This is a genomic window from Allofournierella massiliensis (genome assembly GCF_004345265.1).
In the GTDB taxonomy this organism is placed as follows: domain Bacteria; phylum Bacillota; class Clostridia; order Oscillospirales; family Ruminococcaceae; genus Allofournierella; species Allofournierella massiliensis.
Window position 1 is genome coordinate 1 of sequence record NZ_SLUM01000041.1, and the last position, 21,108, is coordinate 21,108.

The window sequence follows — 21,108 nt, forward strand, 5'->3', positions numbered from 1 at the left end:
AGGAAATCTTCTTCCTTTTTCTCTGTTCTTTTACTTTTCATGCAAAAAACCTGCTCTGGCTTGATTGTCACAGCAGGTTTTTCTACAAGCTGAGAAGGAGCCCGCCGTTAACCGGCGGGCTCCTTCTTCTTGTTATTCCGTTTCTTCCAGCGAAAGCGTAACGGTGACTGCTCCATCCCCCAGCAGTTCCCGCAGCCGGGCTTCATCCGCATCGTCGATGTGGCCCAGCCGGGTAAGGCTCCAGGAATTGGTATCGTAGTAGATCACAAAGGAGCTGCCCTGATACAGAATAAGATCCCCGGGGCCGGTGACCATCTGCTCATTGTTCTGAGGCAGTGAGGTGCCCAGCGGGCCCACCTTTTCCATGCCCGCGTAATCCTCCAGCGTAAGGGTGAGCGGCCCCTCCTCCAGCAGCGCAGCCAGTGCCCGGGCGGAGCTGTTGTCCGCCAGAGTGGCCGTAAGTGTTGTATCACCGATTTGCAGATTCATTCCGGTTGCCTCCTCCTGTGTTTCCGATTCCACCGGCTCCGGCGTGGGAGCCGGTTCCGGCTGGCTCTGGACACTTTGTGCACTTTGTACGACCGGTTCCGATGCGGTATCCGCAGCGGGCGCAGACTGCGCGCAGCCGCAGAGCAGCGCACACAGGACTGCCGCAAGCAGCGCCTTTCCCCGGATTTTTTCGCCCCATCGCTTCATGCCTGCTTCCTCCTCCGGCGCCGCTTTACCGACCGCTGAACACCGGGAAGATGCTGAATTCCCCGTAATCCCGGATCGGCGGCAGCTGATTCAGCCGCTGCATATCCTCCGCCGAAATCTCGAAGTCCACCATTGCGTTTTCCGCCAGATGGGCCCGGTTCGCGGTTTTGGGCAGGGGCAGCATACCCAGCTGAAGGGTGTAACGGATGCACAACCGGGCGGCGGTGACGCCGTATTTCTTCGCCATGGCCACAACCTCGGGGTGATTCAGAATCTGGCCGTGAGCCACCGGGGAATAGGCCTCCACCAGAATGTTCTTTTCCCGGCAGTAGTCCGCCAGCTCAAAGGGCAGGTTGCCGATGTGGGCCAGCACCTGATTTACCATGGGCGCCACACGGCAGCCGGCCAGCAGGTTTTCCAGATCCGCCTGCAAAAAGTTGGACACACCAATGGCCCGCAGCTTGCCGGCCTGATACGCATCCTCCAGCGCCCGCCAGGCTTCCCGGTTGCCAGTAAAACAGGGGTCCGCCCCGCGGAAATCCGCCCAGGGCTGGGGGCTGTGGATGAGCATCAGGTCGATGTAATCCAGCTGCATGGCGTTCAGAGAACCGTCGATGGCCTTCACGGCCTCATCGTAGGTTTTGACTTCTGCGGCCAGCTTGGTGGTCACGAACAGCTGCTCACGGCGCAGCCCGCAGCTGCGCACGCCAAGGCCCACGCCCGCCTCATTTTCATAGGCCTGGGCGGTGTCGATGTGGCGGTAGCCAAGCTCCACCGCATCCCGCACCACCTGGGCCGCGTTTGCGTCCTCAATGAACCAGGTACCCAGACCCAGCCTGGGGATCTGTACCCCATTGGAAAGCGTATAATATTCCGATCGAATCATGGTGTTCTCCTTTTTCTTATTTTCTGTTTTGCGTCATGCGCAGTGGCTGCCCGCCGGGCTCTGGATGCAGATCTCCGCCTGGGCGGCAGGGTCATCCAGAACAATTTCCCCCACCTGAGGAACCTGAATCCGGCCCTGATAGGGATTTTTGATGCTGATCAGCGGTGCGGTGAGCTCTGCCTGCACCTCGCTCTTTTCAAAGGCAAGGTCTGCTTCGTCCATCCGGCAGTTGATAAGCCGCAGCCCCTTGCAGTAGCACAGCGGCTGGGTGCCGATGATGTGGCAGTTTTCAAAGGTGACGTTCTCGCAGTACCAGGCCAGATACTCGCCCTTGACCACGCTGTTTTTCACCACCACATTTTTTGCATGCCAGAAGGCGTCCTTCGTGTCGAAGCGGCAGTTATCGAACACCGCGTCCTCAATGTGCTGGAAGGAGTATTTGCCCTGAAAGGTCACCTCGGTGAAGTGCAGTACCCGGGAGCGCATCATGAAATATTCGCTTTGGGCGGTGCAGCGGTTCATGGTGATGCCATCCACCGACCAGCCGAATTCCGGCGAGACAATGTCGCAGTCCTCCATGGTCACATCGGCGCATTCCCGCAGCGCCTTGATGCCGTGGAGCCTGCTCTGGCGAATGGTAATGCCGCTGGAATACCACAGTGCCGCCCGGCAGTTTTCGGTGAGTTCGCAGCCGGTAATCGTCAGGTTCCGGTCGTGCCAGAAGGGGTAGCGCAGATCAAAAAAGCTGTTTTCCACCCGGATATTCCGCCCCTCTTTAAAGGCGCTTTCGCCATCCGCCGGGCCCTGGAAGGCGCAATCCATCACACAAAGATCCTGTTTGCCATAAAGAGCGCGTTCCTGATCGAAACGCTGCCCACGAATCGTTTCCATATCGTATTCCTCCATTTTTCCATGGGTCAGATTGGCTTGTTTGCCCTGATCTGATGTACCAGATAATCCAGGCAGGTAATCTGGCGTTCCTTTTTATGGACCTGCTCCAGAAGGAGCGCACGCTGCTTTTCCAGCAGGCGCAGCTCTTCCGCCTTCTCGCCCTGCTGCCGGCAGCACAGCAGCTGCTGGATCAGCTGTGGACCGCAGCCCGCCGCCCGCAGTGCCTGCGCCCATGCCTGGCAGTCTGCCTGTGTATCCATCGCCTCATCTCCCGCTTTGCATCTGCTTTTTGTTGTTTTCTGCCCTCAGTATACTCCCCTGCCATTCACATAGCAAATACTTATTTGTTATGCCTTATCATTCGTATTTTCTATACTTAAAGTCTGCATATTTCCATGCGGCAGCTGCATTCCATACCTTTTATGGCAAAAAATGCCCCGGCCATGGGCGATGCACGCAGGCCGGGGCTTGTTCTGTTTTTGCTCTGCAGGCCGGGCGTTATTCCTCCTGCGCGAGGGTGGTCTCCGCAGCCAGCATCAGCAGGCGGATGAACTCCTGCTTTTCCTGCGCGGTCATCCTCTGGGTCATCTGGGCAAGGCCGTTGTCGATCTGCTGCTGGATAAACGGGTAGACCTGCCACGCCTTTTCGGTGGGAAGGATGTTATAGGTTCGCTTGTCTTTTGGGTTTTGCTCCCGCACAAGAAACCCGGTCTCCTCCAGTTTGTTCACCGTTTTCGCAATCACACTTTTGTCCAGCGAAAGTCGTTTGGTGATTTCGTCCTGCGTGAGTGTTTTAAAATCACAGACAATCAGAATCACCACCGCCTGGGCAGCAGTCAGATCATAACGGGCGCAGCTGTTGTTCAGCCAGATGTGAGATTTGCGATACAAAATCGAAATTGCCTTGAAGGGGCTGTCGGCAATGTTGGGCATAACATGGGCCTCCTGATTCCGTTTTTGTTATTATAGCCCGATCTGGTGGCATTTGCAACCAGTTATTGACGCGGCGCATTTCTCGTGTTATTCTATAAATGGTGGCAATTGCCACCATTTTAAATTATGCAAAGGAGCTTTTCCATGAAATCGAGTGAAAAAATCTGGAATCGGCGGTTCATTCTGCTGTTCATAACGAACCTGCTGGTTCTGGCCGCGTTTTATGCGTCCATCCCCATCATCCCCATTTATTGCCAGGAAATCGGCATCACCGGCTCCAAGGTGGGCATTGTGCTCACCGCCATGTCGGTGGCAACCATCCTGTTCCGCCCGGTGGCCGGTTATCTGCTGGACAACTTCAACCGTTATCGGGTGTATCTGGTATTTCTGGCGCTGTTCTGCCTTTCCTTCCCGGCGTTTCTCGCCTTCCCGCTGTTCGGTGCGCTGATCGTGATCCGGCTGTATATGGGCGCGGTGTACTCGGTGTGCGGCTCCGCCACCATGACGCCGGCCGGCGATGTGCTGCCCGCCGCCAAAATCACCGAAGGCATCAGCCGGTTCGCCTTCACCGTATCCATCGGCATGGCGGTGGGCCCCTATGTGGGCCTGCAGGTGCAGATCCACATGAGCAGCGCCGCCTCCTTCTGGACCATCTTCGGCATCACCGTGGCGGCGCTGGTGTGCGTATCCTGCTGCCGTATCCGCTACCCCAAGGTAGAGCGGAAAAAGTTCTCCATCCGGGACACCATCTATGGCCCGGCGCTGCCCTTCATGTTTAACATGATGTTTCTGATGATCCCCTACGGCGCGGTGATCGCCTATTCCTCCATCTTTGCACAGGAGAAGGGGCTTTCCGCCTTCCTGCCCTACTTCTACATCTTCCTTGTGGCGGGCATGCTGGTCTCCAAGCTGTCCACCCAGAAGACGATCGACGCAGGGCATCACCGGGTGCTGGTGTACCTCAGTCTGGCGGTGCTGATCCTGACCATGCTCAGCTATCTGTTCCTGAACAGCGGCGTTCATCTGCTGGCCGCCGGCTTCTTCTTCGGGCTTGGCTACGGCATTTTGCAGCCGCTGTTTCAGTCCTTCGTCACCGGAACCACCCCGGCACCCCAGCGGGGCGTGGCCAACGCCACCTACATGCTTTCCTACGATGTGGGCATCGGCATCGGTTCGCTGCTGATGGGCTTCATGCAGGAGAGCATCGGCCTGCCCCTGGGCTTCGCCCTTACCGCCATTGCCTACGCCATCGGCGGTGTGGTCTACCTGTGTTATGTGGACGGTTACTATCGCCGTTTGCATAAATCCTGAGCTTTCCCCATTCCTTCCTATCGAAAAAGGCCCGGCTGATTTTCAGCCGGGTCTTTTCATTGCGTCCCCCTCGTTTTGGGGCATCGCCTTGTATTGTTCGCTCAATCCTCCGGCTCCTGCCGGTACCCTGCAAACCGGGCTTCGCTGCATTCGCTGCCGTCCCGATCCCGGAAGATCTGGAAATAATCATTCTCCTCCGGCTGGCGGTACACAAAGCCCATGCGGCAGCTCTGAGCCACAAACACCGCTTCCAGCACGCCCTGCGGCCCCTCCTCCGGGGTGTGGGTCAGCCAGTCGCCGCTGTCCAGCCGATCCTTGAACCATTGCAGCCAGTCCGCGCTCAGCTTGGACAGACCGGCCTCGTTCATCCGGAAGGAAACCACCACCTGCCGCTCCCCAACGGGATAGGGGAACTGGCAATCGGGATCGTTTCTGGTGTAGCCGTACTGCTCCGGGTGGAACATCCGGTAAAACGCCGCAAGGCCCGCTTCGTTCACGGTGACGCAGGCAATGGCATTCTGCTTTTCCTCTGCGTCCGCGTCGTTTCCTTCCTGCAACAAAGAGTCCGCCTCCGGGTTGATCCAGTGGCACAGCATCTGTTCCAGCGTGGCGCCCGCGTGAATCTCCTGTTCCAGCGTCAGGAACTCGTAATCCCCCGGCACCAGGGCAAGGCCCTGTTTCACCGCCTGCAATGCGCCGGCCGGATCGCCAAAATGGGCCCGCAGCTTGCCCACCTGCAGCCAGATCCAGGGGTAGTCCGGCTCTTCCCGTGCGCCCCGTTCCGCATATTCCAGCGCTTCCTCCAGCCGGTTGCAGTACATCAGCGTCACCGAATAGCGGTAATACCAGGTACCGCAGCCGGCGGCGTTCCGTTCCGAGTCCTTCATCCACTGGGCAGCCCGGTAATAATACAGATATTCGTCCAGATTGGTGCAGGCGTAGGCATACCAGAGGGCGATCTGCAAATCCCGCCGGGCCTGCTTTTCGGTGAATCTGCCTTCCTCCACACCAGTTTCCACAAACTCCTGCAGCCAGTGGAGCATCTTGCCATAATAGCCGGTGTTATCCTCCACAAAGGACTCCAGCGTTTCGATGTTTTCTGCCGAGAGCAGCGAGCCCGTTTCCGGGCAGATTTCCGGTTCCTTTTCCTCTTCCCGGTTCACCAGCGTCACACCGCCCACATCACGGCGGAAGCTGTGAAACTGCGCCCAGGGAATGCCGCTCTGCTCCAGAAAATCCTGCCCCGCCTGCAAAACCGCGTGCAGGTCCCAGCCGATAAAATCCAGATAGCCGCAATACAGGCCGGTGGCTCCGCCCAGGAAGGTCACCACGTCCTCCCCGGCCTGTTCATATACCGCATCCTCCAGCGCATCCCGGAAATCCAGCGCCTTTTCGGTGGCATTTTCCCCGCCAAAGCCCTGAATGGGATACAGAAAGAACCCCGCCGCAATGCCATTCCGATGATAGTCGTCCACCGTTGCGGAGCGGGCGCTCAGGTAGTCGTTGATCAGGGCCGGCAGGCAGGTGGTGCCCGCCACCACATCCAGCCGCCAGTCCGCACTCGGATCCTCCACCGGCTCCAGCTCGTAGGAAAGATAGCTGGCATCCAGATATTCCGCCGCATCTGACCAGAGGCGAAGCCCCATGCGCCGGAGCGCTTGCGGCAGCTCCGCCAGCAAAACGGGCGGCTCATCCTTCGGCGCGGTGTAAACCTCCATCCCGCCAATCAGAGCAATGGCGGCCACCTCGCCCAGCGTCTGATCCGTGAGGGCGGAAAGCATCCACCAGACCTGATCGGAATCGGTTTCCAGCAGGGGCAGAAGCTTCTCGCAGAACAGCGTCAGCCAAACCTGACCGTTGTGGATGGGCTCCAGCCAGACCTGCACGTCCCGGGCGCTCACCTGCTGCCCGCCGCAATCCAGCGTAAAGTCCGCATCCGCCGGCTGCCGCCCCACCCAGATGTTCCAGTGTTCCAGCACCGATGCCGGGGCATGCTGCTGGAAATAGACCAGCGGAAACAGGCGGGACCGGTTGCCTTCCGGGCTGAGAATCAGCTCGTACTTTTCGCCGTTAAACCCCAGCTCAAAGGCCACATCCTTCAGCGCGATTTCCAGCGGCCTGCGGCATTTTGCAAGAATTTCCCCGCCCTTTTCCCGCAGCGTGTCTGCTTCAATCATGGCCCGCAGCTCCGCTTCGATCCCCTCGAACACGGCCCCGGCCTGCCGGGTGCGCTGCCGGAAGGTTTTCTCGAACCGGGGCAGCGTCAGCCGGTCCATGCAATCGTCGATGTATTCCTGCGTGTCCTCGTCGCCGGGGCGGGCCTCCAGTGCCTTTTTGAAGTAGTAGAGCGCCGGGCCCTCTTCGTCCAGATAGTAATAGGCAGAAGCAATGCGGTAGTTCCAGCAGTGGTCTTTTTCAAAGTATTCCTCATGAGGTTTGAGCAGCTCCAGCGCCTTTTGATACAGCTCCCGCTGCCCCTCGCCCGCAAGGCCGTTGTAAGCCCGGCCCAGCTCGCTGTCCATTTCCGGGGTGCGCTGCCCGGCCGGAATGGCTTCCAGCGTTTCCACAATGGTCTGATAGTCGCCCTGTTCACACCAGAGCTGGCACTGTTCCAACAATTCCATAGGGGGTTTCCTCCTTTTCTGAACAAAAAAAGCCCCGCGTATCACCGCCGCACAGGCGGAGAGACACAGGGTAAAAAAGCCGCAGAAAACCAGAAGCTCTGCATTCCATGCCATGCAAAGCGGTTTTCCATCTCGTTCACAAATCCGTTGGCACAGCTGTGCCGGGGCTGGGATCGTTTCATAACAACCTCATCCTTCCCGGAATTCCTCATCCGGAATGCACCGGGGCGTTTTCTGTTCTTTGCGGGCCTGCTCCATGGAATCCACAATGGCCCTGATCTGGAACTCCACCATATCCCCGGCAATTTCCGGGAACAGAAAGGGCATTCCCTCCGGCATGGCCCGGTACACCATCATCATGGTCAGGGCCATATTACCGAACAGGCGGGGATCCACCCGTTCCACCGGGACTTCAAAAACGGTCAGCAGCTGGCTGTAAAACCAGAGCTGCCTTTGCTGGAAGGCCCGGTAATGCTCCGGGGTAAGGCAGCGGAAGATCGCCTGCTCCTCCTCAATGGAAAGCACCGCCACATTTTCCTGCCGGCCATAGCAGCAGCTGCGCAGAAACCGTTCCACCCCTTGCCGCCAGCTGAGCGCCGGGTCCTCCATCAGGCTTTGAGCGTAGTGCAGCAGCCGCGGCTGCTGGTGGCAGAGCGCCTGCAGCACCAGCTCTTCCTTGGAGGGAAAGAAGGTATAGAAAAAGGTTTTGGAAATGCCCACCTCACGGCACAGGCTGTCCACGCTGGTGTGGATCAGGCCGTTTTGGGCAATGCACCGCAGCACGGTGGCCAGAAGGGCCTGCCGGATTTCTTCCCGCTCCTGAGCGGAATAGGATTTGCGCGCCACAGTTTCACCTCCCCATACCAATAAAGAACAAATTCACAAAACAGTCTTTATCTGTATTATATTCCTGCATGATAGGAATTACAAGACTGTTCCCTGTGCCAAATTTCAGCAGCATAAAAAATTTTGCTTTTTCTCTTGACTTTACCGTACCGTCAACGGTTATGCTTGTTCACAGGGAGGGATTTTCATGGAATATTCCATTCAGGAGCTGGCGAAGTTGGCCGGGGTGACCACCCGCACCCTGCGCTGGTACGACCAGATCGGCCTGCTGAAGCCCGGCCGGGTGGCCGAAAGCGGCTACCGATACTATGGCGACGCTCAGGTGGACCGCCTGCAGGACATTCTTTATTACCGCGCCCTCGGGGTGGAGCTGGCGCAGATCAGAGAATGCCTGGATGACCCCGCCTTCGACCGGCTTGCCGCGCTGCGCAGCCATCTTGCCGCACTGGAAGCAGAAAAGGAACGGCTGGACGGGCTGATTTGCTCGGTAAAAGCCACCATTCACGCAGCGGAAAGGAATGAGACGATGAACGACGAACAGAAATTTGAATGCTTTAAAAAGCAGGCTGTGGCGGAAAACGAAACACGCTATGGAAAAGAGATCCGGGAAAAATACGGCGACGAACAGGTGGATCAGGCCAACGCCGCCATGATGGGCATGAACCGGGAGCAGCACAGCACCTGGACCGAGCTGGGCGAAACAATCCAGCAAAAGCTGGAGGAAGCGGTGCGCTCCGGCTGCTCGCCGGAACGTGAAGAAGGCAAGCTCATTGCCCAGCTTCACCGCCAGTGGCTCACCCTCACCGGTACGCCCTATACCCCGGCCAAACACCGGGGTATTGCAGAGCTCTATGTGCTGGACGAACGGTTTACCGCCTATTACGACAAACAGCTGCCCGGCTGCGCCCGTTTCCTGCGGGACGCGGTCGTCTGCTGGATCAAGTAAATGACAAAGGGGCTCCCGGCAAACCTCCGGGAGCCCCTTTTGCATTGAGTGTAAAGCAACCACCAGCTACGCTGGTGCGAATTACTTGCTTTAGCATTTAGTTTGCGAGCGAAGCGAGATGACAAACTAATTGCCTACCATATAGAGAGAAAATATGGTTTTGGGATTTTGCTCGTTTACGAGCCGTAGGGCAAGAAATGCAGATGGCAGAATTTTTCGTGGCCCCTTAAGGGGCTTTGCTAGTATAATGCCCTTATAGGGCTTACTCAAACCACCGGCTAAGCCGGTGGTTTTGATTTTTTACAGGATTTTCCGCACCGGGTGGCGAATCACGGTTTTCAGCCGTTCCGGCTTGCAGCGCCGCACATCGCTCAGGTAGATCTCGTGGTGGAACCGATCCTGCCCGAAGTCCTCTGCATAGCCCTGCTCCTGTGCGTACCGCTGCATGGCAGCCACGGTGGCGGGTTCTTCATCGTAGGGGCCGATGTGCATGCACTGGACGCAAAGCCCCTCCTCCCAATGGAAAAACTCCACCGGGGAAAAATCCTGCTGTTTTTTCTTCGTCGCTTCCCGGATGGCCCAGTCAAAGACCTCGCGGGTAACGAACCCCGGCAGGCGGATGAGCGAAATCCACCGGAAATCCTGCTTGCGGGAATAGTCTACCCCGTGCAAGCCCTCCTGCCACCACAGGCCTTCCAGCGGCGGAACCACATAATCGAAGTAGCCTTCCAGTTTGTGCCCGCCCTTTTTGCTCATCTTGATGGTAAACGCCACCGCATACAGCAGCCCGATGGCCTGTTTGTATGCGCCATCCTCCTGATTGGGGTCGCCCTCACCCCGCACGGCAAGAAAATCCATGGCCGGCACCGTGACGATTCCCGGCGTTTTGGGCGGCAGATAAAACTCCTTATATTCTTTTTTGTAGTCAAACGGCATGGTCATTTCCTCCGTTTCTTTGTCGGCTGCTGCCTTAATCCATCACAGGTGATCTGCACAAGCGCGGTGAGCCGTTCCCGGTCGTCCACATCCTCCACAAGGAAACTGTCCCGTGCGCCCGGATAGGGCGGCGCCTTGGGCAGATCCGGAAACGCCGCCTCTCCCTGTGGCGTGATCTTCACAAACAGCTGGTCATCGCAGATTACTGCAAAAAACACACCGTCGCAGTAAAGGCCGTATTCTCCAAACATCTTTTTGCTGCGGATGCTGCCCGCCTGCTGCATCTGCTCCGCCACATATTCCACAAAGTCTGCCCGAGATGCCATCGTTCAATTCCTCCGTTCGTATTTCTGCTGCAACCGGCGCCCCAACTGCGCCAGCTTTTCCCGCAGCTGGGGCGGCTCCAGCAGTTCTGCCCCGTCGCCAAAGGTCAGAATCCAGCTGAGCGCACTGGCTTCATCCGGGAAAAAGCCTTCAAAGCGCAGCAGACCGTCCGGCTGCTGCGTAAAGCTGTCCGCGCCGTATTCCTCCACCAGCCGCCACTGGTGTTCCGGCTGAAACACCACCGTTACCGGATACCGGGGCGGAAAAATCCGCTCGGCACGCAGATCCGGACGCGGGGCCGGACGCGGAACAAAGGGTTCCCCGGTGGCAAGGTCGGTCATCCGACCCAGCTTGAACAGACGGAAATCCTGCCGGGTCAAACACCAGCCCCACACATACCAGGCCGACCAGTGGAAAATCAGATAATAGGGTTCAATGGTTCTTGTGGATTTCCCCTTGGGTGAGAAATACATGAATCGAATGGTCTGCCCCTGCGCAATCGCTGCCTGAATGCACTCGATTTTCGGCGCAAGACTGCTTTTGTACCAGGAAGAAAGATCAATGAGCATACAGGCCCCGCCGGGCAGCAGCTCCCCCGCCCCTGCCGAGAGCTTTTCCATCAGCCGGGCATACTGCCGGTTGCCGCTGACGCTGTCCAGACTGCGCAGCCCCGCCAGAATGGCCTGCATTTCCGGCGTGGTGAGCAGGGTACGGTCCACCCGATAGCCTTCCATGATGGAGATGCCGCCCCCTGCGCCCTGGGTGGTCACCAGCGGAATTCCCGCACGGCACAGCGCGTCTATATCCCGCTGGATGGTTCGGCGGGAAACCTCAAACCGCCGGGCCAGCTCCGGCGCGGTGACCCGCTCCTGCTGAAGCAGAATGGACAAAATGCCGATCATTCGCTCCATCTTCATGACCCTTCCCCCCTTCCGATGCCTGTATTATAGCACAGGAACCGGACAGCTGTGTGTCATGTTTGCACCAAATGCTTCTGGAGACAGGAAAAGCTTCCTCCGAACCTTTTGCCATTTCGGAGGAAGCTTTTTTGGTGAAGCGGACACAGTCACCCTGCTCCGCTATCTTATTCTGCCGGTGTGGAAATTATTTTTTCTCCACCGGAATCCATACCTCGCAGTAGTATTCCTGATCCTGTGCGCCCTGTTCAAACCTGCTGGCGTCGCTATACATCTCCACGTTGATACCGGCAGCAATCTTGTAGTCCGGGTTCGTGGGCAGCCACTGGGAGAAAATCTGCTGGTTCAGCCCCTGCAATGCCTGGGGCATCCGTCCGGTGCAGGGAAACACCGCCCAGGTATGCGCCGGGATGGTGCGGGTGGTAAATCCGTCGGGAATCTCCCGGGCGGGGTCGTAATTATCGGCAATGAGATACTCGAACTCGTTGCCGCCCATGCTCTCGTCCAGATTGATGCCATACATGCCGCACACCACCTCGCCGCCGCCCGCGGCGAAATGCTCGGCCCAGAACCGGGGTACTGCCACTGCGCCGTCCTCATATCTGAATGTTTTCGCCCGGCACAGCACGGTGAATGCCTCTTTTTTCATGATTTTGCAATCCATGTTTTGACCACCTTCCAATGTCACTTTGATCCGAAGCGGAGCAAAGGAACGAACCGCGCCTCCGCTTTTTCGCAGTGCGGCGGGTGTGAGCCCATGGAAGCGGGCAAAGGCTTTGGTGAAGCTGTCCGGCGAATCGTATCCGAACTCCAGCGCGATGTCGATGATCTTCCGGTCCGTCGTGAGAACCTCCAGCCCGGCGACTGAAAGCCGGCGCTGGCGGATGTAGTCGCCCACCGTCATACCGCACAGCATGGCAAAGCCCTTTTGAAAGTAAAAGGGCGACAGAGCCGCCTGCTGCGCAATATCCCGGATGGTCAACTCCTCCCGGAGATGCTGCTCGATATACTGAATTGCCCGATGAATGCCTGTTACCCAATCCATTGGTCACACCGTCCTTCTGGATTCAGCATACCGGAAAACAGCCATCTTCGCCCGATTTTCCGTGCTCATTTCTGTCCGGCGGCCGGGCGCTTCAGGATGAACTCCTGCACCGGGCAGCCAAATTCTTCGGTCAGCCGACCCTCGGAAAAGCCCACATTTTTATAAAACGCGCGGGCGGCGGCCCCGTTGGGGTCGCCCTCCCGATAGGTGGTCACGGTGATGTCCTTGCCTTTCTCCATCCGGAGCAGCATAAAATGCACCAGCTTCTGGGCAATGTGCTGCCTGCGGCAGGCCGGGTTCACCGCCAGAAAGCAGAGCATGCTGTTTTCCTTCGAGAACAGCAGTGCGCCCAATATGCGTCCCTCTTCTTCCGCGCAGACTGCGGAAGAGTTCGGGATAAAATTCAAAACGGTGGCCCGATGCTCCGCCATCGCCTCGGCAGTTTCCAGGCCCGGGAACGCATCCCGTACCTGTTCCACCAGCATCATCCAGCCGTCAATATCTGTTTCGTGGGCAAGTCTGATTTCCATAACCGGATTCCTTTCTCCTAAAATTACAGCGACGTTTGCCTCAGCAGTTCTCTTCGCAGATCATCCAGATATAACTTCTGCTGGCGTTTCAGATAGCCGGGTACAAAGGGATGCATCCACCAGCGTTTGGCGGTGACGGTTTCCGTGCAGGTCAACCGGGTTCCTCTCTCTGTTTTTTCAAAAACACCCTCCCAGCTGCCGGACATGTTCTCGTTCTCCATGGTGAAGGCCCAGAAACGAATTGGCTCGCAAGCCGTAACGACAAAGTTCGTGGTATAGCCGCTTTTGGTATGCTCCACAAAATGAACTTCATCCAGAACCTCCACCTGCGCAAGATCACTGCGCCAGGCGGTATGGGCGAGGTCGGTCACCGTATGCCACACCTGTTGCACCGGGCAGGAAAAATGAACAGTCACTTTGGAAGTCGCCATGGGATCACCCTTTCTTTGATTTCTTGTTCAGCTTCAAACTGATGCCCCGATGGTCCGCCGCCTCCTGCAGAAGCCCCACAGCGGCCAGTGCCCGCTCCTTAACGGGCCGCTCCATTCGTTGCGGCTGGCTGTTCAATGCGGCTATCACGGTGCGCAAATCCTCCAGCGGCAAAAGATACACGGCCGTGGCAAAAAGCGTCTTGCGGCGGCCGTCATTGTAGCCTTCCAGAAGCGCGTCCAGAATGGTACGCTTTTCCTCCAACCGTTCAAGATATACTTCCAGCCCCAGCTCCCGGGCGCTGGCAATGTCCTGCGTCCGGTTCCGGTGCGGGACAAAGGAATCCCCGTCATCGAAGCTCTCGTAACGGGAGCACGGATATTCCGGGCACTCCCAGCAGAACTGGATGCCGCCATGCTCCAGCGAGCATCTGGCCAGTGCACAGCTCTGGTTGCCCGCCCCACCGCCGCAGCCGGGGCAGTAGCCGCCCAGCCGCATGGAACACAGGGCGCAGTTCAGCCCACACAGAGAGAATCGGGTTTCTGCACGGGTAAAGCCTTTCATGTTGCTGCCTCCAGATTCTTGTTTCACAAATGCCGGAACGCGTTTTCCTCCACCCCAGCCTCTATCGTTTTGCCTGTGTGTATTATAGCACAGGAGCGGGGCAGATGTCCGTTATGCCTCACTCATCTTGTGCGTTCCGCAGCCTTTGGATACAATAGACAGAAGGAGCGTGCGAATATGGGAAACGTTGTTTTATATCTCGCCATGAGCGTAGATGGATATATTGCCGATGAGCAGGGCGGTGTGGACTGGCTGGGCGGCGACGGCAGTCAGCCGGATGCCCCCGGCAGTTATCCGTCGTTTTACGAAACAGTGGACGCCATTGTTATGGGCTGGTCCACCTATCACCAGATCGTCACCCAGCTTTCCCCAAACAGCTGGCCCTATGAAGGCCGCCCCTGCTATGTGGTAACCCATCGGCAGGAAGCGGCCCGGGAGGGCATCTGCTTCTGGAAGGGTGAGCTCACCGCACTGACAAACAAGCTGAAAGCAGAATGTGCAGGCAATGTCTGGATCTGCGGCGGCGCGTCGGTGGCCGGGCAGCTGCTGAAGGAAGGCCGCATTGATCGGCTGTGGCTTTCCATGATTCCTGTGGTGCTGGGGAAAGGCATCCGCCTGTTTCCGGAGCTGCCCCACCCGCTGCCGCTGAAGCTGGTAAAAACGCAGCAATACAACGGGATTGTGGACCTTATATACGAAAAACGGTGACGGACTTTTTAACGCCACACAACAAATGCCGCCCTCTCTGCATAAGCACAGAGGGCGGCATTTTTGATTGTTCTCTTACCTGTTTAACAGCCAGCAGATCCCCGCGGCAGTCCGCTCCGCCGCGTGGTCGTAGTGGTTGCCCGGATTCAGTCGGAACAGGGTGTCAATCCCCCTGGCTTGATAGAACCCCTGAATCTCCTCCGTGTTCTGGCCCACGGTTTTCAGCATGGGATTTCGGGTTCTGCTTTCTCTGTCGCCAAGGGAAAAGTATATGCAATCTGGCTGTTGCTTCGGTTCATGGGAGGCAACATACTCTTTGATGCCGGGAAACCACAGCGAACCGGACATACTGGCCACGCGAGAAAATCGGTCCGTTCGGTAGATGGAATACAACGCGAACAGCCCGGCCAGCGAATAGCCTGCAATTCCACGCCACTTCGGTGTACAAGGAAGCTCATTTTCCACCATCGGAATGATCTGCTCCGTCAGAAGCCGCAGATAATCATCCGCACCCCCGGTGCAGGGCTCAGCGTTTTTGAAAGCAGGCGGACTGTTCCAGGGGGCCATGTCGTGGTTCCAGTTCAGATCGCTGACAGCCACCAGCGTAAACGGCGGGCAGCCCAGCGCGCGGGCAGCTTCGAACACCTTCTGCCCTTCATTGGAAAACGTATTCAGATAAATAATGGGGGTTTCTGGCTCAGCTGCCGAAAAAGCAGTGATGGTTTTGCCGCCTGCCGTAAAGAAATTCACTATGAGCGCCCCCGCTTTCGATTCGAACTGTGTTTATTGTACCGCGCCGGAATGAAGTTCTCAACCGATTTTCGCCTGAATCTGCCCGATTGAACGATCATTTCTGTTCGTTTATTTGTTAGTTTATTTGTTAGTTTATCACGGTTTTCCAGGTATTTTCCGGTGATGACCGGCAATTTGAAAACAACAAAAAAGCCCGCAAACGGCTCAACAAGGCCATTCACAGGCTTTTAAAATTGATGTACGGCTATGTGGCATGGCCGCAGAGTGGGGCCCCCGCAAAAGTTTGCGCAGCAAAGTTTTGCGGGGAAAAGGAGGAATGACGGAGCGGTATGAAAAAAGCCCGGGCAAGCCCGGGCTTTTTGAATGGAGCACAGTCCATTCCGACGTGGAGCTGGAGATCGGACTTGAACCGACGACCTGCTGATTACGAATCAGCTGCTCTACCGACTGAGCCACTCCAGCAAATTACTCAACCGAATTTCCAGCTGAGCAACAATAAATATGATACCGAAAAATCGGCGTTTCGTCAAGAGGCAATCGCGCAAAACAGGCGGGATGTGATAAAATAAAACCATATTCCCTGTTTTGTGATTTTCTCTGCCGGGCTTTTTGGTATTCGTTTTTTCGTTTCCGGCGGAAAGGAGGGTTCCATGCTGCTGAGCGTCAGCCGTCGCACCGACATTCCCGCTTGGTATGCGGACTGGTTTTTCCGCCGCCTTGCACAGGGCTTCGTGCTCGTTCCCTCGCCCCGTGCGCCGCACCAGCTGCACCACATTCCACTGAACCCGGACGTTGTGGACGGCATCGTTTTCTGGACGAAAAATCCTCTGCCCATGCTGCCCCGTCTGAATGAGCTGGAACGCTATCTCACTGTTTTCCAATTCACCCTCACTGGTTACGGCCCGGAGGCTGAGCCCTCCCTGCCGGACAAGGATACCGTGCTTATTCCGGCCTTTGGGCAGCTTTCCCGCAAACTGGGCCCACGGCGAGTGATCTGGCGGTATGACCCCATCTTTTTTACCCGGGAGTACAGCGAAAACTGGCATCTGACCCGCTTCGAGCAGATTGCCCGTCGCCTGCAGGGATACACCGAAACCTGTGTGATCAGCTTTCTGGATGAATACCGGGGTACCCGTGCCCGGATGCGGCCGCTGGTTCCGGCGGCCTTTGACCCGCAAATCGCCGCCCGCCTTGCCCGCGGAATTGCCGAAATTGCCGCCAACTGCGGCATGCGTGTGCAGAGCTGCGCCGAGGCACTGGATTTGCGTACGGCAGGCATTGCCCATGGAAGCTGCGTGGACGGAGCGCTGTTTGAATCGCTGCTGGGGCAGCCGCTGCACTGGTCGCCCGCCAAAGGGCAGCGGCCGGAATGCGGCTGCGCGGCCAGTGTGGACATCGGCATCTACAACACCTGCCCGGGCGGCTGCAGATACTGCTACGCCAATTTTTCGCCCGGTCAGATTGCGGCCAATCATGCGGCACACGACCCCTGTTCCCCTCTTCTGGTCGGCTGGCCCGGCCCGCAGGATCGAATTCTTCATCCCACCTTTTCCTCGCTTCGAGTTGATCAGCTGCGCATGGACGGGTTTTAATTGACAAAAAAGCTGCCTGCTTGAAAAACAAACAGGCAGCTTTTTTCGTTGCAAATTACTGTTGCTGAGCCGACAGATACTCCTGCGGGCCGGTCTGGTACAGGTTATTGCCCAGGGAATCGATCACCACCGTGAGGGGCATCTCCTCCACCTCCAGCCGGCGGATGGCTTCGCTGCCCAGATCCTCATAGCAGACCAGCTGGGCGGTTTTTACCCGGGATGCCATGAGTGCACCCGCACCGCCGATGGCCGCCAGATAAACCGCACCGGTTTCCTTCATGGCTTCCACCACCTGCTCGCTGCGCTTGCCCTTGCCGATCATGGCCTTCAGGCCAAGGTGCAGCAGCCGGGGAGCGTAGGCGTCCATTCGATAGCTGGTGGTGGGGCCGCAGGCGCCGATGGCCTGTCCCGGCCGGGCAGGGGTGGGCCCCGCGTAATAGATGGCCGCGTCCTTCACGTCGATGGGCAGCTCTTCACCCCGGTCCAGGCATTCGCACAGCCGCTTGTGGGCCGCATCCCGGGCGGTATAGATCACGCCGGACAGCAGTACCGTATCCCCTGCCCGCAGCTTGCGGGTCACCTCTTCGGTGAGGGGTGTTGTGAGCTTGTATTCCATTACAGTACCGCCTCCTTGTGCCGGGTCGCGTGGCAGTTGATGTTTACCGCCACCGGCATGCCCGCAATGTGGGTGGGATAGGTTTCGATCTGCACGCCCAGCGCGGTGGTCTCGCCGCCGAAGCCCTGGGGGCCGATGCCCAGCTGATTGATCTTTTCCAGCAGCTCCTGTTCCATGGCTGCATAGTAGGGATCCGGATGGTGGCTGCCCACCGGGCGCAGCAGAGCCTGCTTGGCCAGCAGCGCGGCTTTTTCAAAGGTGCCGCCCACACCCACGCCTACCACGATGGGCGGGCAGGGGTTGGGCCCCGCCAGCCTGACGGTCTCCAGCACGAAATCCTTCACGCCCTGCTCCCCGTCCGAGGGCTTGAGCATGCCCAGACGGCTCATGTTCTCGCTGCCGAAGCCCTTGGGAGCCACGGTGATTTTCAGTTTGTCGCCGGGAACAATGCGGGTGTGGATGATGGCAGGAGTGTTGTCGCCGGTGTTGCCCCGGCGGATGGGATCCTTCACCACGGATTTGCGCAAAAATCCCTCGGTGTAGCCCCTGGCCACGCCCGCGTGGATGGCGGCTTCAAAGTCGCCCTGAATGTGCACCTCCTGGCCGATCTCGCAGAACACGCAGGCCATGCCGGTGTCCTGACAAATGGGCAGGCCGGTATCCCGGGCGGCATCCAGATTGTCGCACAGGGTTTTCAATGTGGTTTTGGCGATGGGCCATTGTTCCGTTTCAAAGGCGGAGCGCACCGCGTTTTCCATATCGGCGGAAAGCCGGTTGTTGGACTCCATGCAAAGGCGGGCCACTGTTTCGGTGATGGTCTGGGCACTGATCTCTCTCACAGTCGGGCCACCCCCGTTTCCCGGGCGGCTTTTGCCACCGCATCCGCCACGGCCTGCGCCACGCGGGGATCGAATGCCCCGGGGATGATGTAATCCTCGCTGCGCTCCTCATCGCTCACCAGATCGGCAATGGCGTGAGCCGCCGCCACCTTCATGGCGGTGTTGATGTCCCGTGCGCGCACGCTCAGCGCACCCTTGAATACACCGGGGAAGGCCAGCACGTTGTTGATCTGGTTGGCAAAGTCGCTGCGGCCGGTGCCGATGACCCGCACGCCGGCGGCCTTGGCCTCATCCGGCAGAATTTCCGGGGTGGGGTTGGCCATGGCAAACACGATGGCATCCTTTGCCATGGTCTTTGCCATCTCCGGCTTCAGAGCGCCCGCCACCGACACACCGATGAACACGTCTGCACCCTTGATGGCATCCGACAGATCGCCCCGCAGATCCTCCTTGTTGGTGATCTCGCAGAGCATCTTTTTGTGATCCTGAATGCCCACGCCCCGGTCCTTATAGAGGATACCGTTTTCGTCGCAGGCAATCACATTCTTCACGCCGGCGGCCAGCAGCATCTTGATGATGGCGGTGCCTGCGGCACCGGGGCCGTTCACCACCACCTTGATTGAACCGATGTCCTTTTTCACCACACGCAGTGCGCCCAGCAGCGCGGCGGTGACCACGATGGCAGTGCCGTGCTGGTCGTCATGGAACACAGGGATATCCAGCTCTTTTTCCAGCGTCTCTTCAATGTAGAAGCAGTTGGGGGAGGAAATGTCCTCCAGATTGATACCGCCGAACACCGGAGCCAGCAGGCGCACTGCCTCGATGACCTTATCCGGGTCCTGGGTATCCAGGCAGATGGGGAACGCATCCACGCCGCCAAATTCCTTGAACAGGATGGCCTTGCCCTCCATCACCGGCTGGGAAGCCGCTGCGCCGATATTGCCCAGGCCCAGCACTGCGGTTCCGTTGCTCACAACCGCCACCAGATTGCTCTTGGCGGTGTAGGTGTAGGCCGCCGCCGGGTTCTTTGCGATCTCACGGCAGGGCTCGGCCACGCCGGGGGTGTAGGCGGTGGAAAGGTCCTCCCGGGTTTTTACCGGAACCTTGCTCACCACTTCGATCTTGCCCTTGTGCTCCTGGTGCATTTCCAGTGCCTTTTTATAATAATCCATCAGGGTTTCGCCATCCTTTTCTTAGGTTTTTTCCTGTTCCAGTATACAAAAGTTTCGCCGGCTTGTACAGTCCGCCGGGCATAAGTAACACTACTGTTTTGCCGCTTTGGCGCATACCATTTTATCAAAAGCGTGCACAGATTTTACAAAAGCAGGCTATCGCCCCGGCCGTTCACTCTGATACACTGAAGGCAGGATACCAGAGGCGGCACGCCTTACGGGCGGCCGACTGCTTTGCCCTGAAAGGAGTTGCATCGTTTATGATTCCCTGCCGTTCCTCCTGCCCCCATTATGCTGAGGGCTGCCACAAAACCTGCGCCTACTGGAAAAGCTACCAGCGGGAGCTGCAGGACCAGCAGCGCAAAAAAATGCAGTGGCTCAAGGCCCAGAACGAGGTTTGCACCACCGTTCTGCGGCAGTATCTGGCCATGAGCACGGTGCGCCCCGTTTATTACTGATCCGGTTCCTCCTTTTAAAAACGGGCCGGGCCCCAGACCGCTTTACGCGGCTGAGAGCCCGGCCCTGATTTATTGTTCCGGTAAGATCCACCGATCAATGGCATAGGCCACCCCGTTGTTCCGGTTGGTTCGGCTCACCTGGCTTGCCTGCTCCTTCAGCTGAGGCACCGCATTCCCCATGGCGATACGCAAACCTGCCGCCTCAAACATGGGCAGATCGTTTTCACCGTCACCGATGCAGGCGATCTGTTCCTTCGGGATGTTCAGCCGGGCAGCCAGCGCCGCCAGCGCAGCGCCCTTGGAGGCGCTGGCCGAAAAAATCTCCACATACTGGTTGGTAAAGGCCCAGCGGCAGTCCGGCGCATGGCGTTCCAGCATACAGCGCAGCTTCCGGCCGGTACGTTCGGTAAAGAAGTAGAACTGCAGCTCTTCCACGTCAGCTGCATGCTGCCGCAGTACCCGGTTCATATTCTCCACGCAGATACTGGCGGCGGCATCCGGCCCGAACACAACCCGGCCAAGCAGCCAGAATGCGCGGCCTCGCACCAGATATTCCCGCTCCACATGGGCAGTGATGCTCACCGGCAGGCTCTGGGCCAGCTGCACAAGACGCATGGCGCGCCGCTTGGGGATCAAAGCCTGAAACAGATCCTCGCCGGTATACAGGTCGGTGACCTGAGCGCCATTGGAGGAAATCACATAACGAAAAAACTTCTCGCTGCGCAGCCGGTACGGCAGGCAGGAAAGGCTGCGCCCGGTGGTGGGCACCACCAGAATGCCCGACTCAGCCGCCCGGCGCAGTGCCGCCAGATTTTCGGCGCTCATGCGGCTTCGGCCGTCCAGGCAGGTGCCATCCATATCCACGGCAAGCAGTTTGATCATGGGATATTTCCTCCATTCAGATGGGTATTTGAATTCACTCTACTCCCCCTGCAGGGTTTTGTCAAGGGGGTGTACACAATCGGAAAAAGGCCTGCGCTTTTTGAAAAGCGCAGGCCTCAGCCTGTAGAAAAACCTGCTTTGGCAATCAGGCCAGAGCAGGTTTTCTGTTTGAAAACAAGAAGACAGGTGGAAAAAGCAGTGAAATGTCAG

The 21,108-nt window shown here is 57.9% G+C and carries 24 protein-coding genes and 1 tRNA gene; 5 read left to right on the forward strand and 20 right to left on the reverse strand.

Going from position 1 to position 21,108, the window contains the following annotated elements:
* Positions 1–132: 132 nt before the first annotated feature.
* From EDD77_RS16565 to EDD77_RS16585, 5 genes are all read right to left on the reverse strand, one after another.
* Entirely contained in the window at positions 133–696 is a 564-nt protein-coding gene (locus EDD77_RS16565) for a cyclophilin-like fold protein (protein WP_058965189.1), read from the reverse strand.
* Between the two features lie 25 nt (positions 697–721).
* Entirely contained in the window at positions 722–1,582 is an 861-nt protein-coding gene (locus EDD77_RS16570; RefSeq protein WP_058965190.1) for an aldo/keto reductase, read from the reverse strand.
* Positions 1,583–1,615: 33 nt separating this feature from the next.
* On the reverse strand, positions 1,616–2,473 hold the full coding sequence (locus EDD77_RS16575; protein ID WP_058965191.1) for a DUF3737 family protein: 858 nt from the start codon (positions 2,471–2,473) through the stop codon (positions 1,616–1,618).
* A gap of 26 nt (positions 2,474–2,499) precedes the next feature.
* Entirely contained in the window at positions 2,500–2,733 is a 234-nt protein-coding gene (locus EDD77_RS16580; RefSeq protein WP_058965192.1) for a hypothetical protein, read from the reverse strand.
* Positions 2,734–2,971: 238 nt separating this feature from the next.
* Entirely contained in the window at positions 2,972–3,406 is a 435-nt protein-coding gene (locus EDD77_RS16585) for a MarR family winged helix-turn-helix transcriptional regulator (RefSeq protein ID WP_058965193.1), read from the reverse strand.
* 144 nt (positions 3,407–3,550) lie between these two features.
* Here EDD77_RS16585 and EDD77_RS16590 point away from each other — a divergent pair, with 144 nt between their 5' ends.
* Complete coding sequence (locus tag EDD77_RS16590) at positions 3,551–4,717, forward strand: MFS transporter (protein ID WP_058965194.1); 1,167 nt, start codon at positions 3,551–3,553, stop codon at positions 4,715–4,717.
* A 101-nt stretch (positions 4,718–4,818) separates the two neighbouring features.
* Here EDD77_RS16590 and EDD77_RS16595 read toward each other — a convergent pair whose 3' ends face one another.
* Positions 4,819–7,341 carry a tetratricopeptide repeat protein gene (locus tag EDD77_RS16595; protein WP_058965195.1) on the reverse strand — a complete coding sequence of 841 codons (2,523 nt, stop codon included), beginning with the start codon at positions 7,339–7,341 and terminating at the stop codon, positions 4,819–4,821.
* Positions 7,342–7,530: 189 nt separating this feature from the next.
* Positions 7,531–8,187, reverse strand: coding sequence for a TetR/AcrR family transcriptional regulator (locus EDD77_RS16600; RefSeq protein WP_058965196.1), 657 nt, complete (start codon positions 8,185–8,187; stop codon positions 7,531–7,533).
* A 187-nt stretch (positions 8,188–8,374) separates the two neighbouring features.
* Between EDD77_RS16600 and EDD77_RS16605 the strand changes: the two genes are divergently transcribed.
* Complete coding sequence (locus tag EDD77_RS16605; RefSeq protein ID WP_058965197.1) at positions 8,375–9,133, forward strand: MerR family transcriptional regulator; 759 nt, start codon at positions 8,375–8,377, stop codon at positions 9,131–9,133.
* Positions 9,134–9,433: 300 nt separating this feature from the next.
* On the opposite strand, the gene EDD77_RS16610 is transcribed toward EDD77_RS16605, so the two are convergent.
* The 7 genes from EDD77_RS16610 to EDD77_RS16640 all read right to left on the reverse strand — a co-directional run bounded on the left by EDD77_RS16610 (position 9,434) and on the right by EDD77_RS16640 (position 13,878).
* The gene (locus EDD77_RS16610) at positions 9,434–10,069 is read right to left on the reverse strand and encodes a GyrI-like domain-containing protein (protein WP_058965328.1); all 636 of its coding nucleotides are present in this window, start codon (positions 10,067–10,069) and stop codon (positions 9,434–9,436) included.
* Between the two features lie 2 nt (positions 10,070–10,071).
* Complete coding sequence (locus EDD77_RS16615) at positions 10,072–10,395, reverse strand: TfoX/Sxy family protein (protein ID WP_058965198.1); 324 nt, start codon at positions 10,393–10,395, stop codon at positions 10,072–10,074.
* Positions 10,396–10,398: 3 nt separating this feature from the next.
* Entirely contained in the window at positions 10,399–11,310 is a 912-nt protein-coding gene (locus EDD77_RS16620; RefSeq protein WP_058965199.1) for a helix-turn-helix transcriptional regulator, read from the reverse strand.
* 187 nt (positions 11,311–11,497) lie between these two features.
* The gene (locus tag EDD77_RS16625; RefSeq protein WP_058965200.1) at positions 11,498–12,355 is read right to left on the reverse strand and encodes an AraC family transcriptional regulator; all 858 of its coding nucleotides are present in this window, start codon (positions 12,353–12,355) and stop codon (positions 11,498–11,500) included.
* A 65-nt stretch (positions 12,356–12,420) separates the two neighbouring features.
* The gene (locus tag EDD77_RS16630; RefSeq protein WP_058965201.1) at positions 12,421–12,885 is read right to left on the reverse strand and encodes a GNAT family N-acetyltransferase; all 465 of its coding nucleotides are present in this window, start codon (positions 12,883–12,885) and stop codon (positions 12,421–12,423) included.
* 23 nt (positions 12,886–12,908) lie between these two features.
* Positions 12,909–13,316: an SRPBCC family protein gene (locus EDD77_RS16635; RefSeq protein ID WP_058965202.1), complete on the reverse strand. Its 408-nt coding sequence runs from the start codon at positions 13,314–13,316 to the stop codon at positions 12,909–12,911.
* Between the two features lie 4 nt (positions 13,317–13,320).
* Positions 13,321–13,878: a DUF3795 domain-containing protein gene (locus EDD77_RS16640; protein WP_058965203.1), complete on the reverse strand. Its 558-nt coding sequence runs from the start codon at positions 13,876–13,878 to the stop codon at positions 13,321–13,323.
* A gap of 177 nt (positions 13,879–14,055) precedes the next feature.
* Between EDD77_RS16640 and EDD77_RS16645 the strand changes: the two genes are divergently transcribed.
* Positions 14,056–14,586, forward strand: a complete 531-nt coding sequence (locus EDD77_RS16645; protein ID WP_058965204.1) for a dihydrofolate reductase family protein — start codon at positions 14,056–14,058, stop codon at positions 14,584–14,586.
* A gap of 75 nt (positions 14,587–14,661) precedes the next feature.
* Here the strand turns inward: EDD77_RS16645 and EDD77_RS16650 are convergent, their stop codons facing one another.
* Positions 14,662–15,336: an alpha/beta hydrolase gene (locus tag EDD77_RS16650; protein ID WP_058965205.1), complete on the reverse strand. Its 675-nt coding sequence runs from the start codon at positions 15,334–15,336 to the stop codon at positions 14,662–14,664.
* Positions 15,337–15,725: 389 nt separating this feature from the next.
* A tRNA-Thr gene (locus tag EDD77_RS16655) sits at positions 15,726–15,801 on the reverse strand.
* A 188-nt stretch (positions 15,802–15,989) separates the two neighbouring features.
* Here EDD77_RS16655 and EDD77_RS16660 point away from each other — a divergent pair.
* Positions 15,990–16,931: a DUF1848 domain-containing protein gene (locus EDD77_RS16660; protein WP_058965206.1), complete on the forward strand. Its 942-nt coding sequence runs from the start codon at positions 15,990–15,992 to the stop codon at positions 16,929–16,931.
* A gap of 55 nt (positions 16,932–16,986) precedes the next feature.
* Here the strand turns inward: EDD77_RS16660 and EDD77_RS16665 are convergent, their stop codons facing one another.
* The 3 genes from EDD77_RS16665 to EDD77_RS16675 are packed head-to-tail and all read right to left on the reverse strand — an operon-like array spanning position 16,987 to position 19,558.
* Positions 16,987–17,547 (reverse strand): Fe-S-containing hydro-lyase, encoded by a 561-nt coding sequence (locus tag EDD77_RS16665; protein WP_058965207.1) that lies wholly within the window; start codon positions 17,545–17,547, stop codon positions 16,987–16,989.
* Positions 17,547–18,386 (reverse strand): fumarate hydratase, encoded by an 840-nt coding sequence (locus tag EDD77_RS16670; protein WP_058965208.1) that lies wholly within the window; start codon positions 18,384–18,386, stop codon positions 17,547–17,549. The genes EDD77_RS16665 and EDD77_RS16670 overlap by 1 nt, the downstream gene beginning before the upstream one ends.
* Positions 18,383–19,558: an NAD(P)-dependent malic enzyme gene (locus tag EDD77_RS16675; protein ID WP_058965209.1), complete on the reverse strand. Its 1,176-nt coding sequence runs from the start codon at positions 19,556–19,558 to the stop codon at positions 18,383–18,385. Before EDD77_RS16675 ends, EDD77_RS16670 begins: the two co-directional genes overlap by 4 nt.
* 260 nt (positions 19,559–19,818) lie before the next feature.
* Between EDD77_RS16675 and EDD77_RS16680 the strand changes: the two genes are divergently transcribed.
* Positions 19,819–20,016: a hypothetical protein gene (locus EDD77_RS16680; protein WP_058965210.1), complete on the forward strand. Its 198-nt coding sequence runs from the start codon at positions 19,819–19,821 to the stop codon at positions 20,014–20,016.
* A gap of 69 nt (positions 20,017–20,085) precedes the next feature.
* On the opposite strand, the gene EDD77_RS16685 is transcribed toward EDD77_RS16680, so the two are convergent.
* Positions 20,086–20,898, reverse strand: a complete 813-nt coding sequence (locus EDD77_RS16685; RefSeq protein ID WP_058965211.1) for an HAD family hydrolase — start codon at positions 20,896–20,898, stop codon at positions 20,086–20,088.
* Positions 20,899–21,108: the final 210 nt, after the last annotated feature.

What these genes read in the sequence shown, in the direction of transcription:
- EDD77_RS16620 (WP_058965199.1), bottom strand. Translation starts at nt 11,310, where the DNA reads ATGAAGATGGAGCGAATGATCGGCATTTTGTCCATTCTGCTTCAGCAG.
- EDD77_RS16570 (WP_058965190.1), bottom strand. Translation starts at nt 1,582, where the DNA reads ATGATTCGATCGGAATATTATACGCTTTCCAATGGGGTACAGATCCCC.
- EDD77_RS16660 (WP_058965206.1), top strand. Translation starts at nt 15,990, where the DNA reads ATGCTGCTGAGCGTCAGCCGTCGCACCGACATTCCCGCTTGGTATGCG.
- EDD77_RS16640 (WP_058965203.1), bottom strand. Translation starts at nt 13,878, where the DNA reads ATGAAAGGCTTTACCCGTGCAGAAACCCGATTCTCTCTGTGTGGGCTG.
- EDD77_RS16665 (WP_058965207.1), bottom strand. Translation starts at nt 17,547, where the DNA reads ATGGAATACAAGCTCACAACACCCCTCACCGAAGAGGTGACCCGCAAG.
- EDD77_RS16680 (WP_058965210.1), top strand. Translation starts at nt 19,819, where the DNA reads ATGATTCCCTGCCGTTCCTCCTGCCCCCATTATGCTGAGGGCTGCCAC.
- EDD77_RS16675 (WP_058965209.1), bottom strand. Translation starts at nt 19,558, where the DNA reads ATGGATTATTATAAAAAGGCACTGGAAATGCACCAGGAGCACAAGGGC.
- EDD77_RS16575 (WP_058965191.1), bottom strand. Translation starts at nt 2,473, where the DNA reads ATGGAAACGATTCGTGGGCAGCGTTTCGATCAGGAACGCGCTCTTTAT.
- EDD77_RS16645 (WP_058965204.1), top strand. Translation starts at nt 14,056, where the DNA reads ATGGGAAACGTTGTTTTATATCTCGCCATGAGCGTAGATGGATATATT.
- EDD77_RS16585 (WP_058965193.1), bottom strand. Translation starts at nt 3,406, where the DNA reads ATGCCCAACATTGCCGACAGCCCCTTCAAGGCAATTTCGATTTTGTAT.
- EDD77_RS16685 (WP_058965211.1), bottom strand. Translation starts at nt 20,898, where the DNA reads ATGATCAAACTGCTTGCCGTGGATATGGATGGCACCTGCCTGGACGGC.
- EDD77_RS16635 (WP_058965202.1), bottom strand. Translation starts at nt 13,316, where the DNA reads ATGGCGACTTCCAAAGTGACTGTTCATTTTTCCTGCCCGGTGCAACAG.
- EDD77_RS16625 (WP_058965200.1), bottom strand. Translation starts at nt 12,355, where the DNA reads ATGGATTGGGTAACAGGCATTCATCGGGCAATTCAGTATATCGAGCAG.
- EDD77_RS16590 (WP_058965194.1), top strand. Translation starts at nt 3,551, where the DNA reads ATGAAATCGAGTGAAAAAATCTGGAATCGGCGGTTCATTCTGCTGTTC.
- EDD77_RS16610 (WP_058965328.1), bottom strand. Translation starts at nt 10,069, where the DNA reads ATGCCGTTTGACTACAAAAAAGAATATAAGGAGTTTTATCTGCCGCCC.
- EDD77_RS16595 (WP_058965195.1), bottom strand. Translation starts at nt 7,341, where the DNA reads ATGGAATTGTTGGAACAGTGCCAGCTCTGGTGTGAACAGGGCGACTAT.
- EDD77_RS16580 (WP_058965192.1), bottom strand. Translation starts at nt 2,733, where the DNA reads ATGGATACACAGGCAGACTGCCAGGCATGGGCGCAGGCACTGCGGGCG.
- EDD77_RS16605 (WP_058965197.1), top strand. Translation starts at nt 8,375, where the DNA reads ATGGAATATTCCATTCAGGAGCTGGCGAAGTTGGCCGGGGTGACCACC.
- EDD77_RS16630 (WP_058965201.1), bottom strand. Translation starts at nt 12,885, where the DNA reads ATGGAAATCAGACTTGCCCACGAAACAGATATTGACGGCTGGATGATG.
- EDD77_RS16565 (WP_058965189.1), bottom strand. Translation starts at nt 696, where the DNA reads ATGAAGCGATGGGGCGAAAAAATCCGGGGAAAGGCGCTGCTTGCGGCA.
- EDD77_RS16615 (WP_058965198.1), bottom strand. Translation starts at nt 10,395, where the DNA reads ATGGCATCTCGGGCAGACTTTGTGGAATATGTGGCGGAGCAGATGCAG.